13 protein-coding genes are annotated in these 12,337 nt (G+C 65.7%); 5 read left to right on the forward strand and 8 right to left on the reverse strand.

Annotated elements, in window-relative coordinates; translation table 11 throughout:
- Positions 1 to 56: 56 nt before the first annotated feature.
- Together BLS91_RS04965 and BLS91_RS04970 are read left to right on the forward strand one after the other, a co-directional pair.
- Positions 57 to 533: a DUF2231 domain-containing protein gene (locus tag BLS91_RS04965; RefSeq protein WP_092339634.1), complete on the forward strand. Its 477-nt coding sequence runs from the start codon at positions 57 to 59 to the stop codon at positions 531 to 533.
- 94 nt (positions 534 to 627) lie between these two features.
- Positions 628 to 1,302 (forward strand): hypothetical protein, encoded by a 675-nt coding sequence (locus BLS91_RS04970; RefSeq protein ID WP_134505354.1) that lies wholly within the window; start codon positions 628 to 630, stop codon positions 1,300 to 1,302.
- Here the strand turns inward: BLS91_RS04970 and BLS91_RS04975 are convergent.
- Complete coding sequence (locus tag BLS91_RS04975; RefSeq protein ID WP_092339636.1) at positions 1,289 to 1,756, reverse strand: DoxX family protein; 468 nt, start codon at positions 1,754 to 1,756, stop codon at positions 1,289 to 1,291. The two genes, BLS91_RS04970 and BLS91_RS04975, sit on opposite strands and share 14 nt — an antisense overlap.
- Before the next feature lie 190 nt (positions 1,757 to 1,946).
- Positions 1,947 to 2,111: a hypothetical protein gene (locus BLS91_RS20150; protein WP_092339637.1), complete on the reverse strand. Its 165-nt coding sequence runs from the start codon at positions 2,109 to 2,111 to the stop codon at positions 1,947 to 1,949.
- A 153-nt stretch (positions 2,112 to 2,264) separates the two neighbouring features.
- Between BLS91_RS20150 and BLS91_RS04985 the strand changes: the two genes are divergently transcribed.
- A complete protein-coding gene (locus tag BLS91_RS04985) occupies positions 2,265 to 4,562 on the forward strand; it encodes an FdhF/YdeP family oxidoreductase (protein WP_092339638.1) in 2,298 nt (765 codons plus the stop codon).
- Between the two features lie 18 nt (positions 4,563 to 4,580).
- Here BLS91_RS04985 and BLS91_RS04990 read toward each other — a convergent pair whose 3' ends face one another.
- The 3 genes from BLS91_RS04990 to BLS91_RS05000 form a co-directional block, all read right to left on the reverse strand.
- Positions 4,581 to 4,898 (reverse strand): DUF6457 domain-containing protein, encoded by a 318-nt coding sequence (locus BLS91_RS04990; RefSeq protein ID WP_092339639.1) that lies wholly within the window; start codon positions 4,896 to 4,898, stop codon positions 4,581 to 4,583.
- 112 nt (positions 4,899 to 5,010) lie between these two features.
- A complete protein-coding gene (locus tag BLS91_RS04995; RefSeq protein ID WP_092339640.1) occupies positions 5,011 to 5,499 on the reverse strand; it encodes a DUF427 domain-containing protein in 489 nt (162 codons plus the stop codon).
- 9 nt (positions 5,500 to 5,508) lie between these two features.
- The gene (locus BLS91_RS05000) at positions 5,509 to 6,789 is read right to left on the reverse strand and encodes an MFS transporter (RefSeq protein ID WP_092339641.1); all 1,281 of its coding nucleotides are present in this window, start codon (positions 6,787 to 6,789) and stop codon (positions 5,509 to 5,511) included.
- A gap of 85 nt (positions 6,790 to 6,874) precedes the next feature.
- Between BLS91_RS05000 and ligD the strand changes: the two genes are divergently transcribed.
- Positions 6,875 to 7,897: a non-homologous end-joining DNA ligase gene (gene ligD / locus BLS91_RS05005; protein WP_092339642.1), complete on the forward strand. Its 1,023-nt coding sequence runs from the start codon at positions 6,875 to 6,877 to the stop codon at positions 7,895 to 7,897.
- Between the two features lie 20 nt (positions 7,898 to 7,917).
- Here the strand turns inward: ligD and BLS91_RS05010 are convergent, their stop codons facing one another.
- Positions 7,918 to 8,919, reverse strand: a complete 1,002-nt coding sequence (locus BLS91_RS05010) for a glutathione S-transferase family protein (protein WP_092339643.1) — start codon at positions 8,917 to 8,919, stop codon at positions 7,918 to 7,920.
- A gap of 9 nt (positions 8,920 to 8,928) precedes the next feature.
- Entirely contained in the window at positions 8,929 to 9,264 is a 336-nt protein-coding gene (locus BLS91_RS05015; RefSeq protein WP_092339644.1) for a hypothetical protein, read from the reverse strand.
- Positions 9,265 to 9,408: 144 nt separating this feature from the next.
- Between BLS91_RS05015 and BLS91_RS05020 the strand changes: the two genes are divergently transcribed.
- On the forward strand, positions 9,409 to 9,876 hold the full coding sequence (locus BLS91_RS05020; protein WP_092339645.1) for a VOC family protein: 468 nt from the start codon (positions 9,409 to 9,411) through the stop codon (positions 9,874 to 9,876).
- On the opposite strand, the gene BLS91_RS05025 is transcribed toward BLS91_RS05020, so the two are convergent.
- Positions 9,850 to 12,324: an ATP-dependent DNA ligase gene (locus BLS91_RS05025; RefSeq protein WP_092339646.1), complete on the reverse strand. Its 2,475-nt coding sequence runs from the start codon at positions 12,322 to 12,324 to the stop codon at positions 9,850 to 9,852. The two genes, BLS91_RS05020 and BLS91_RS05025, sit on opposite strands and share 27 nt — an antisense overlap.
- Positions 12,325 to 12,337: the final 13 nt, after the last annotated feature.

Raw genomic sequence — 12,337 nt, forward strand, 5'->3', positions numbered from 1 at the left:
GACGCACGTTCAATCGGAAGAACCTGCGCCGAGACGATTCACCTGTGGGGATAATCATGTTTGACACCTTTTTCGGACTGCCCATGCATCCGCTCATCGTGCACGCGACCGAGGTCGTGGTTCCGATCGCAGCGCTGGTCCTGCTTCTGGCAGCAATCTGGCCGCGTTTTCGCCGCTGGGCCAAGCTGCTGCCGCTCGGGCTGACCCTGGCCGCGCTCGTACTCGTGCCGTTGTCGACTGAATCGGGGGAAGCCCTGGAGGAGCGGGTTTCCGAGAGCGCCCTCATCGATACTCACGCAGACCTGGCCGAGGGCTTGCTGCCCTGGGTGATCGGAATGGTCCTCATCGCCGCCGTGCTGTTCTGGTGGAACCTCAAGAAGGCACCCACGACCCGCGCGCCGAAGTGGGTCGCCATCGCCATCGCCGTTGCTGCGTTTGGGGCTTCGTCGGGCACAGTGGTGCAGGCCATTTTGATCGGTCACAGCGGGGCGACTGCCGTGTGGTCCGAAGACATGGACACTCCGGCCCAATAGCGCAGTTCCGGCTCCAGTTACCTTGGCGACCTCTGGTGAGCCTTCCGGCCGTCAGGGTGCACCGGCCGAGGCGTAACATGTTTGCGTGTCGGTCATGCGTTCTTCTGACTGGAGCACACCCATCGACCGGCGCTTAGGACTGGAGGCAATCGTGACCAGCACGCGGCGGCTCCGTCGGAATCCCAGCTTTCGTAACCCCACCTTTTTCTCTACCTGGCTGATCTGGCTGGTCGGGTTCCTGGCTTTTCCGATCGCGGGTCTGGCGGGCACGGCGGTGGGCGGTCGGGTCAGTAATCCCGTCGCGGCCCTGATCGGCGGCGCGGTCTGTGGGGTTGTCATCGGAGTCGGTCAGGTGTTGGTCAGTCGGCGTCGCCTCGATCCGTTGATCTGGATTCCCTTGACTGGGATCGGCATGGGCGTCGGGCTGCTGCTCGGCTCGACCGTCGTCAACTATCGCACAACGTTGGCCGAGCTGGCCCTGATGGGAGCGATCACCGGGATCGTGCTCGGCGCGGCGCAGGCCGTGGGGTTGCCGCCACGCACGCGTCGACGCTGGCTGTGGGCCCTCGGTATGGCCGCGCTGTGGGCGCTTGGCTGGACCGTGACGACGCTGGTCGGCGGCAACGTCGAGGCGCAGTTCACGAATTTCGGCGCCATTGGAGCGGTCACCGTCACGGCATTGTCCGGGCTCCTCCTGCACCTGCTGCTGCCGTTTCACCCCGCCTCGGGTGTGTGGTTGCGTTCACACCCCATCACTAGCTCGACCTAGGTGGCGCACCCGAGTCACGGTGCCGGCTGTCGCGCCAGGCACCGGTGGCCCACAGTGCCCACAGTACGAGCAGGGGTTGAAAGGCGAGGCGGATGCCCCGCGACAGATCCGAATTCAGCCCGAACGAGTCCGTGGCCGTGACGAATTGTGAGATGTTGCCGGGAAAGATGGCCACAAAGAACGCGGCCACGGTCCAGCCGACAGCCACGCGCCAACGGTGCAGCGCGAGTAGTGCGAGTCCCAAGGCGATCTCGACGATTCCGGAGAGTACAACGACGAGGTCGGGGCCGAGGGGAACCCAGGAGGGAACCTGCGCCTGAAAAGCGTCACGATTGAAGGTGAGATGGCTGACTCCGGCCAGCAGGAGTAGGGTGCCGAGGGCCAGCTGGCCCAACAGTCGTGGCCACGAACGACGCGAGCGCGGGCCTGCTTCAAGAAGCTGAGAAGGGGTCATTGCATTGAGTGTAATTGTTCGACCGTCAACCGGCCCACGGCGACGCAGGTAAAGTTGGTCAGTCACGTCATGCGGGAACCAACCCGCGCGTCCACGAGTTGCGCTTCGATCGGGTCGACCGTGCCCGAGGCATCTGGCAATCGTGGAGACAGCATGTGCACCGATCTCACCCTCAGCAGTTAGCCGGTGGCTACCGACCTATCAGGCGAGCGAAGAAGCCGCCGGTGGACTTCACCTTCACGTGTCCCTCGCAGCGCTGGTTGCGGGGCACGCCCTTCATAACCTGGTCGACGTGCTGGCCGCAGCCGGCCCAGGTGGTCTTCTGGCAGGTCTTGCAGGTGACTGCTCTGCACATGGTGGGTGCCTTTCGTTGGGGAAGTATCTCTACACTATACCCTTGGGGGTATACAGAGAATTCACACCTGACGAACGGATGCTCCCGCCCCGGTCGGTGTATCGTTCGAGCATCGACCACGTGGCCGGCTGAACAGATCGAGAGCGGCGCAGCATGAGTAGTGAACCTCCTATCAACGACGTCACCGACGACGACATCGAGGTCACACACTCCAAATCCTGGGCCGCTGGCGTACCCGGCGTGCTGCACTCGATGGAGCCGGCGATCACCCAGATGGGCGCTGTGCGGGGCATGCGGGCGCTGCTGTCGATGAACCAGAAAGACGGGTTCGACTGCATGAGTTGTGCTTGGCCAGACCCTGACCATCGTAAGGCCTTCGAATTCTGCGAGAACGGCGCCAAAGCGGTCACCTGGGAGGCGACGCCGATCACCATCCCGACCAGCTTCTGGGCAGAGCACTCGCTCGCCGACCTGCGTGAGAAGAGCGAATACTGGCTCGGAATGCAGGGCCGGCTGGTCGAACCGGTCTACAAACCGGCCGGCAGCGACCACTACCGCCCGGTCAGCTGGCCCGAAGCCTTTCGGGTGATCTCCGCCAAGCTCAATGCCCTGGACTCACCCGACCAGGCCGCGTTCTATACCAGCGGCCGCGCCTCCAACGAGGCCGCGTTCGCCTACCAACTGTTCGCTCGCGCGTACGGCACCAACAATCTGCCCGACTGTTCCAACATGTGTCACGAGTCCACCGGCTGGGCCATGGGTCAGACCGTCGGTATCGGCAAGAGCACGATCAGCTATGACGACTTCGCCAAGTCCGACCTGATCATCATCATGGGGCAGAACCCCGGCACCAACCACCCGCGCATGCTCACCGCGCTCGAAGAGGCGAAGGACGCTGGCGCCCAGATCGTCGCGGTCAACCCGCTGCCCGAGGCGGGCCTTCGCCGCTACAAGAACCCACAACGAGTGCGCGGGGTCATCGGCCACGGCACCGACATCGCCGACCAGTTTCTGCAGATCCGCATCGGCGGTGACATGGCGCTGCTGCAGGCCGTCTCCAAACGGGTGCTCGACGCCGAAGATGCCAGCCCCGGAACCGTGCTCGACCAGGCCTTCCTCGATGAACACTGTCACGGACTGGCCGAATTGCGCGAGCATCTCGCCCAGCTGGACGAGCGGATGGTGCTGGCCTCGACGGGCCTGCGCGCGGCCCAAATCGATGAACTGGCGAAGCGGTATATCAGCGCCGATCGGGTGATCATCACCTGGGCGATGGGGCTCACCCAGCAGAAAAAGGGCGTCGTGACCATCAAGGAGATCATCAACCTGCTGCTGTTGCGTGGCAACATCGGCAAGCCCGGTGCCGGCGCCTCGCCGATTCGCGGCCACAGCAACGTGCAGGGCGACCGCACCATGGGCATCTGGGAGCAGATGCCGCCGGCCTTCCTCGACGGACTGGAAAAAGAGTTCGGCTTCAATCCGCCGCGCAAGCACGGTGTGGACTCCGTCGACGGGGTTCGCGCCATGCGGGACGGAAAGATGAAGGTGTGGATGGGCCTTGGCGGCAATTTCGTCGCAGCCATGAGCGACACCGGCATTGCCGAGGCTGCCATGGCGCGCACGGAGATGAGCGTGCAGATTTCCACCAAGCTCAACCGGTCGCACGCCGTGACCGGCGAGGAGGCTCTGATTTTGCCGACCATGGGCCGCACCGAGATTGACGAGCAGGCCACTGGGGAGCAGTTCGTCTCGGTCGAAGATTCGGTCTGCGCGGTGCATCCGTCCTGGGGCAAGCTCAAGCCGGTCTCGACGAACCTGCTCTCCGAGGTCGCGATCATCTCGCGCCTGGCCCGGGCGGTACTCAGCGACAAGGTGGCGGTGGACTGGGCCGGTTTCGAGGCCGACTACGACCTGATTCGCGAGCATATCTCGCACGTCGTGGGCGGCTGCGAAAACTACAACGAGCGCATCCGTCAGGAGGGCGGTTTCGTGCTGCCGAACGGCCCGCGCGACTCCCGCACCTTCAACACTCCCACCGGCAAGGCCATGCTGACCACGAACACGCTGGAGCACCTCGAGGTGCCGCCCGGGCGTCTCGTGCTGCAGACGCTGCGCAGCCACGACCAGTTCAACACCACCATCTACGGCCTGGACGATCGCTACCGTGGCATCAAGAAGGGTCGGCACGTGGTCTTCATCAACAAGAAAGACCTGATCAATCTCGGCTTCAGTGACGGCGACCTGGTCGACGTGCACAGCGAGTTCAGCGACAACGTCGACCGGGTGCTGCGCGGCTACCGGCTGGTCGCCTACCCGACGCCGCGCGGCTGCGCTGCCGCGTACTATCCGGAGGCGAACGTGCTGGTGCCGCTCGACAGCGTTGCCGACGGCAGTAACACGCCGGTGTCGAAGGCCGTCATCATTCGATTGGAGCCTGCTGCCCAGTCGTGAAAGCTAGTGTGCTCATGGTTACTGAGCAGTATTGACCCAGCCGGCCTCGTCGGGGTTCTCCTCCGCGGGCTGCCGGCAGACGTCGAGCACGATCTCCGCTGCCCGGGCGATCGCTAACTGCGAGGCTATCGTCGAGTTGGCTGCGGCGAGGCCTGCGGCGTAGCCGACGACGAAGGTGGTGATCGGGGCGGCCATGGGGCTGACAGCGTGAGCAGCCTCATCGGCGACGTTGAGAATGAGGTGGTTGTCCAGTTCCAGGTCCAGAATCTGCAGGGCCTGGCTGAGCCGGCGGGTCCACTGCTGGAGGATCTTTTCGTCTACGGCGTTATGCGTCACAGCAGCTCCTTGAGTTGTCGGGTCTCACGTGTCGGATGCATCGGATGCTTAGCTGATCTGAGGGTACCCTCGCCGGAGAATTTCTGTGCAACGAAATAGTGCCGACCGCGCGTTACCAACCCATCGTGCCCGCGGCCCCCTTGAACGGTCCGGCGATTTTTGCCGTGATCCAGCCGCCGTAGTAGTCACCCTCCTGCGCGCGCACGGTTTCACCGTCAACGGTGCAGCGCGCCATGGCTCCCGGGTAGATAGCCACCCGGTCCGCCAGCGTTTCGAAGCCTGCGGTCGGCGTGGGATAGAACCAGGCGGCCCGGGCGCTTGAACCGACGGTGAGGTAGCCGGCGACGCCCTTGTATTCGCAGTAGCTGTGGCCCGGTGCGGGTTGCAGCAGGCCAGGGTCGAACGCCGTGCGCGGCAGGTAGTACACCGGGGGATGGCTGGTTTCCAGCACCCGCACCACGTCGGTTGTGTCGGCGATCGTCACGCCGTCGAGTTCGATCGTGACGTGCTCACCGGTGTGTTCGACGCGCGGCGGTCGCGGGTAGTCCCAGACGGATTCCTGGCCCGGGCGGAGGGGATCGCGTTTCACTCGCTCATTCATGACCCGATGCTAGAACGGTAACCTGCGAAGCCAGCTGTCAGTTCTGTGGGGGCGCAGGTTTCGGGGACGCAGGGCGACCACGGTCAGCGCGGCGGCCAGCACCGCGAGACCGGCGACCATGCCGACCGTGCCGCCCCAGCCCCACTGCACGAAGAACACGCCGCCCAGCCAGCCGAACAGGCTCGATCCGGCGTAGTAGGACAGGTTGTACAGCGATGATGCCTGAGCGCGACCGACCGTGGCCTCGGCGCCGGTCCACCCGGAGGCCACGGCGTGCGCGGCAAAGAAGCCGGCCGTGGCCAGCACGAGGCCGAGCAGAACGACCACGAGCACGCTCGACAGGGTTAGAAGTACGCCCACTGTCATGCAGGCGAGCGAGCCGAGCAGAATCGACCAGCGTCCGAATCGGGCAGCCAGGATGCCGGCCTGGGCCGACGACCAGGTGCCGGCGAGGTAGGCCACGAAGACGAGACTGATCAGGGCTTGTGGAAGGTTGAAAGGGTCGTGGGCTAGGCGAAAACCGAGGTAGTTGTAGAGGGCAACGAACCCGCCCATCAGCAGAAACCCCTGGGCATAGAGCGCGAGCAGGCGCGGTGACTTGAGGTTGGCGCCGAGTAGCCTGACCAGGCTGAGATCCGTGCCGCGTTCGCGTGCCCGGCGCGGCACAAAACCGCGAGGCGCCGGAATCAGACTGATGAACAGCACGGCCGACACCGCGCAGAGCACGCCGACGGTGAAAACGCCGACTCGCCAGTTGGTCAGTTCGGTGACCGGCCCGGCCACGAGACGCCCGAGCAGTCCACCGATCGAGGTGCCGGCCACGTAGGTGCCCGCCGCACGGGCGGCGTGCCTTGGTTCGATCTCCTCGCTCAGGTAGGCGATCGCGATCGCCGGCACCCCGCCGAGCATCAACCCTTCGACGAAACGGCCGGTGAGCAACAGCGAGAAGGTGGGCGCGAACGGCACCAGCAGCCCGAACACCGTGGCGGCGATCACCGCGATCGACATGGCCCGCACCCGGCCGAGCCGGTCGGCTACGAGCGACCAGGGAATCACGCCGATGGCCAGGCCGAGTGTCGATGCGGAGATGACGAGGGCGGCATCCGCTGCGCTGACCCCCACGTCGCCGGCGATCTGGGCGAGCACAGCCTGGGGCGAGTAGAGCTGGGCGAACGTGGCGATGCCGGCGAAGAACAGTCCGGCGAGCAGTTTGCGGTAGTCGGAGCTGCCGTGCGAGTGCCCGTTCCAGCTCGCGGATGACGCCGCCCGGCCCGGGTGCGCGGGCGTCATCTGCGGGTGGTCAGGACTGGGGGCACTCGTTCAGAGTACCCGGCTGCGCCGCACCCACCGTGACGAATCTGGCTACAGTGTGCGCATGAGTTCTGATGCGGTAAATCTGACGGTTGACGGCCCGCACGGTGCGCGCGAGGTGCGCCTGTCGAGCCCGGCCCGGGTGCTCTGGCCCGAGCCGGGAATCACCAAACTCGACCTCGCCCAGTACTTCATCGACGTGGGGGAGGCGTTTGTTGGGGCCAACGGTGACCGTCCGGTGTCGCTGCAGCGCTTCAGTGGCGGCATCGACGGGGAGCAGTTCTTCTCCAAGAACCCGCCGAAGGGCGCACCGGACTATGTGCGGGCCGTACCCGTGGTCTACCCGAGCGGGCGCACGCATCCGCAGCTCGTGCTCGACGAACCGGCCGCCGTGGTGTGGGCGGTGCAGATGAACACGATCGTGTTCCACCCCTGGCCGTCCCGGGCCGAACTCCCCGATAATCCCGACGAACTCCGCATCGACCTGGATCCGCAGCCGGGAACCGATTTCGCCGATACCATTCCCGTCGCCGTGGAACTGAAGAACCTGCTCGCCGAAGACGGCCTGACGGCGTTTGTGAAGACATCCGGTAATCGCGGGCTGCACGTCTTCGCGCCGATCGAACCCACCCGCGAATTTCTCGACGTGCGGCACGCGGTCATTGCGGCCGCGCGCGAACTGGAACGACGGATGCCCGAGACGGTCACCACGAACTGGTGGAAGGAAGAGCGGGGCGAGCGCATCTTCATCGACTATAACCAGGCCAACCGCGATCGCACCATGGCCGGCGCGTACAGCCCCCGGCCGCTGCCGCACGCTCCGGTCTCCTGCCCGCTGGAGTGGAGCGAACTCGCCGGGGCCGACCCGCGTGCATTCACGATTCTGACGGTTCCGGATCGACTGCGGAGCCAGGGCGACCCGTGGGCGACGATGCATGGGCACCCCGGCACCATCGACACCCTGTATTCGTGGTGGGAACGCGATCTGTCCAACGGGCTCGGCGAACTGCCCTTTCCGCCGGACTTTCCGAAGATGCCGGGGGAGCCGCCGCGCGTGCAGCCCAGTCGCGCCAGGAAGCCCGGCTAGCCCGCCGCCCGAGCCCGCGGTCAGTTCGCTATGCGCTCGAATGGCAGGGGCGGCTCCGGCGGGGTGCCAGTGCCGAACGGGTGCCCGCCGAGGTCGGCGCGAGCGTGCGGGGCCAGCCAGGCTGCGGCATCCGGTCCCTTAGGCACGATGCCGCTCGGGTTGATGTCCACGTGGGTCACGTAATAGTGTTTTTTGATCTGGTCGAAGTCGATGGTGTCGCCGAACCCGGGGGTCTGGAACAGGTCGCGGGCGTAGGCCCACAGCACCGGCATCTCGCTGAGCTTGTTGCGATTGCACTTGAAATGCCCGTGATAGACCGAGTCGAACCGGGCCAGGGTGGTGAACAAGCGGATGTCCGCCTCGGTTATCGTGTCGCCCACGAGATACCGCTGCCCGGCCAGGCGCTGTTCGAGCCAGTCGAGCCGCGCGAACAGGGCGTCGTAAGCCCGCTCGTAGGACTTCTGGCTGCCGGCGAAACCGCACTTGTAGACGCCGTTGTTCACGTCGTGAAAGATCAGGTTGGCGACCTCGTCGATCTCGGCCCGCAGCACCTCGGGGTAGAGGTCGGGGGCGCCGGGACGGTGGTACTGCGTCCACTGCGTCTCGAAATCGAGGGTGATCTGCGGGTAGTTGTTGGTGACGACCTTACCGCTTGGCACATCGACGATCGCCGGCACGGTGATGCCGCGGGGATAGTCGGGAAAGCGGGCGAAGAAGGCCTGCTGCAGGCGTTCGATGCCGAGCACCGGGTCGAGGCCGCCGGGGTCGAGGTCGAAGGTCCAGCTGTTCTTGTCGTGCGTGGGGCCGGGCAGACCGAGCGAGATCACACCCTCAAGGCCGAGCAGGCGGCGCACGATGGTGGTGCGGTTCGCCCAGGGACAGGCGCGGGCCGCGACCAGGCGGTACCGGCCCGGTTCGACCGGCCAGCCGTCCCGGCCGTCCTGGGTGATGCGGTCTTCGATGTAATTGGTGTCGCGGTTGAAATCCAGGCCGGGCGTGATGTAACTGGGGTCGAGGCTCATGCGTCCACGCTACGCGCTGCCGGGCTCCGCTGTAGGTTCGGCCGTGAGTTCGGCCGTGATCTCCGCGTCGGTGCGTGCGTCGATGATGCCCCACATCATGTGGGTGGGGCCGCTGCTATCGCTCGGTTCCACCCGCGGCCGGCTGGCCCAGCCGCGGGAGACGGCGGCAGCACCGAGTTGCGCGAGCGAAGCCGCGACGCGGTTCTTGCGAATCTTGCCGGCCAGCACGCTGCCGTCGGGCGACTGACGCCAGCCTCGCTTGGCGGCGATCACCCGTCCGATCTCTTCGTCGGTCAGCCAGCGCGAAAAACTGCGGGTGGGCGGGTCGATGGCAATCAGCTTCATGCCCACACTGTACCCGCCTCCGCACCGTGAGCACGCCGAGCAATACGGCGACGCTGTCGGAAAAATCTGTGCCCCGAGCTGCGTGCGATCGACTGATCCGGGCGATGATCACAGCATCACCCCGACAACATAAGGAGAACGACCATGAGCAGTCGACTCAACCCGTATCTCGGTTTTCGCGACACCGCGCGCGAAGCCATGGACTTCTACCAGAGTGTCTTCGGCGGAGAGATTACGCGCAGCACCTTCGGTGAATTCAACGCGAGCGACGATCCGGCCGAGAAGGACAAGATCATGCACTCGGAACTGACCACTACGAGCGGTTTCTCGCTCATGGCTTCTGACACCCCCAGCAGTATGGAACTCCCCACCAGCAGCAGCGTCACCGTGTCCCTCAGCGGCGACGACGAAGCCGAACTGACCGGGTACTGGGAGAAATTGCTCGAAGGCGGCACCGCGACCAGGTCGCTCAGCAAGGCACCGTGGGGTGACAGCTTCGGCATGCTGGTCGACAAGCTCGGCACCAGCTGGATGGTCAACATCGCGGGGACCACGGCGGATGCGGCCTCCTCGAGCGGCACGAAGTCAGTCCGCGACGACGTCACCCGGTGACTTGTCGGGGCGCCAGCCCCGCCACGAGGGCTGGCGCAGCCGACCGGTCGCTGTCCATTCGGCGAACTCCACCTCGGCGACGAGGGTGGGGCGCACCCAGACGGCGCTCTGGGCATCCGTTGGCGGAATGTCACTGAACGGTGTGGTTTTTCGCACCAGCCGGGTCAGTCGAGAACGGATGTCGGTGAGGTCGCGCTCCCCAAACCCCGTGCCGACGCGCCCGACGTAGCGGAGGCCCGCATCGGCCGGCACCCCGAGCAGCAGCGACCCGATCGCGCCGGTGCGGTTGCCGCGGCCGGGCCGCCAGCCGCCCACGACGACCTCCTGGGTACGAAAGTGTTTGATTTTCACCCAGTCGTGGGAGCGGCGCCCGCCCGTGTACCGGCCGTCGAGCCGCTTGGCCATAACCCCTTCGAGCCCGAGCTGACGGCTGGTCTGAAACGCCTCGGAGAAATCACCGTCGAACCGTGGCGGCACCTGCGTGGAGCCGGTCGCGGTGACCGCGTTCTCCAGCCGGTCCCGGCGCGCGCTGTAGGTGAGCCCGGTCAGGGAGCGGCCGTTTTGTTCGAGCAGGTCGAAGAGCATGAACTGCACCGGGGCACGTTTCGAGGCAGCCGCCACTTCCCGTTCCTCGGTGAGTTTCATGCGGGTCTGCAATAGCCCGAAGTTCGGTCGGCCGCGTTTGTCGACGGCCACGATCTCGCCGTCGAGCACCGCGGCATCCGTTTCTGGTTGGGTCGCCAGTCCGGCGAGCAGATCGGCGACGAGATCGGGATAGGACGCCGTCACGTCGTGCCCGTTGCGGGTGACCAGGCGCACGCTTTGCTCGGCCAGCGACACGTAGGCGAGCGCACGCATGCCGTCCCACTTCATTTCGAAGGCCCAGCCGTCGCCGCCGAGGTCGGTTTCGGAACCGGCAGCGGCCAACATGGGGGAGTAGGTGTGCTTCGTCGGTGCGGGTGCGATGCTCGCCGCCGATGCGCTGTGCGGGCGGGCATTCGTGCGGGAGCCGGCGCCACCGGTGAGTGGCTTCATGCGGTGGATCAGCCAGTTGTTCGCTGGTTTGCTGCCGTGGCCGTCGCTCGTGCGAATCAGGGCAAACCGGGCTGAGCCGCCGAGCCCGGCGTCGGGTTCACCGTGCAGGGTCACGATCACCTCGTCGTCGCGCCATTTTTCGAGTTCGTAGTCGCCGCGGTCCCAGATGGATACATCGCCGGCGCCATATTCTCCGACTGGAATATTTCCCTCGAAACTGCCGTATTCGAGCGGATGATCCTCCACGTGCACCGCAAGCCGGTTCTGGGCGGTCGACACCGGCACGCCACGCGGCAACGCCCAGGACACCAATACGCCGTCGTGTTCCAGCCGAAAATCCCAGTGCAGGCTGCGGGCGTGGTGTTCCTGAATGACGAAAGATTGGCCAGTGGAGGCCAGGGCCGGTGCCTCGGGAACCGGCTCGGGGGTCTTCGACGCATCGCGCTTGTCGCGGTACACCGTGAGGCGGTCCGGTGTGACCAGGGCGGACGCCGAATCGACCTCGGCGGCGGCGTGCTCGAACGACCCGGCCGACAGCTGTGCGAGCGGATCCTCCCGCCGTTTTAGACGAGCGAGCACCTGCTTGTAGTCGAACTGTTCGAGGTCGGCCGAGGCCAGTTCCTTCCAGGTGCGCGGGGTCGCGACCATCGGGTGGCTCCGCCCCCGCAGCGAATACGGGGTGATGGTGGTTTTCGCGGCGTTGTTCTGGCTCCAGTCCACCAGCACCTTGCCGGGCCGCAGGCTCTTCTTCATGTCGCTCACGACGAGGTCGCGGTGGTCGGCTTCGAGGGCTCGTGCCAGTTCGTGCGCCACCGCCGACACCTGATCGGAGGTGTACGACAGATCGAGGGCCGCATACAAGTGGATGCCCTTGCTTCCGCTGGTCACGGGCATCGGTTCCAGCCCAATGTCCTGCAGAATCGTGCGGGCCATCCGCGCCACCTCCGCGCATTCGGCGAGTCCGATGCCCTCACCCGGGTCGAGGTCGAGCACGAGCCGGTCGGGATTGCGCTGGGTGCCGGTGCGGCCGAACTGCCACTGCGGCACGTGAATTTCAAGGGCGCTCATCTGCCCGAGCCAGGTGAGGGTGGCGAGGTCGTTCACCAGCGGGTAGATGTTCACGTGGTCCTTGTGCTGAATCTCACGCCGTTTCACCCAGCTCGGCGCCCCGGGTTCCAGATTCTTCTGGAAGAACATCGGGCCGGGGCTCTCATTCGTGCCGACGCCGTGCACCCAGCGTTTTCGGGTGGCCGGTCGGTTCGCCGCGTGGCCAATGAGCACGTCGGCGATGGCCGCATAGTACGCCAGCACGTCAGCCTTGGTGGTGCCGGTCTCCGGGTACAGCACCTTGTCGAGGTGGGTGAGCGAAATGCGGTGCCCCTCAACGGAAACCACCTGACTGCTGGCGTTCATGCATCAACTGTGC

It is taken from the genome of Cryobacterium flavum (genome assembly GCF_900103805.1).
GTDB lineage: Bacteria > Actinomycetota > Actinomycetes > Actinomycetales > Microbacteriaceae > Cryobacterium > Cryobacterium flavum.

Coding starts and splice junctions, on each gene's coding strand:
- BLS91_RS05020 (WP_092339645.1), top strand. CDS start 9,409: ATGAGCAGTCGACTCAACCCGTATCTCGGTTTTCGCGACACCGCGCGC.
- BLS91_RS04995 (WP_092339640.1), bottom strand. CDS start 5,499: ATGAATGAGCGAGTGAAACGCGATCCCCTCCGCCCGGGCCAGGAATCC.
- BLS91_RS05010 (WP_092339643.1), bottom strand. CDS start 8,919: ATGAGCCTCGACCCCAGTTACATCACGCCCGGCCTGGATTTCAACCGC.
- BLS91_RS05025 (WP_092339646.1), bottom strand. CDS start 12,324: ATGAACGCCAGCAGTCAGGTGGTTTCCGTTGAGGGGCACCGCATTTCG.
- BLS91_RS04975 (WP_092339636.1), bottom strand. CDS start 1,756: ATGACCCCTTCTCAGCTTCTTGAAGCAGGCCCGCGCTCGCGTCGTTCG.
- BLS91_RS05000 (WP_092339641.1), bottom strand. CDS start 6,789: ATGACGCCCGCGCACCCGGGCCGGGCGGCGTCATCCGCGAGCTGGAAC.
- BLS91_RS20150 (WP_092339637.1), bottom strand. CDS start 2,111: ATGTGCAGAGCAGTCACCTGCAAGACCTGCCAGAAGACCACCTGGGCC.
- ligD (WP_092339642.1), top strand. CDS start 6,875: ATGAGTTCTGATGCGGTAAATCTGACGGTTGACGGCCCGCACGGTGCG.
- BLS91_RS04965 (WP_092339634.1), top strand. CDS start 57: ATGTTTGACACCTTTTTCGGACTGCCCATGCATCCGCTCATCGTGCAC.
- BLS91_RS04970 (WP_134505354.1), top strand. CDS start 628: ATGCGTTCTTCTGACTGGAGCACACCCATCGACCGGCGCTTAGGACTG.
- BLS91_RS05015 (WP_092339644.1), bottom strand. CDS start 9,264: ATGAAGCTGATTGCCATCGACCCGCCCACCCGCAGTTTTTCGCGCTGG.
- BLS91_RS04985 (WP_092339638.1), top strand. CDS start 2,265: ATGAGTAGTGAACCTCCTATCAACGACGTCACCGACGACGACATCGAG.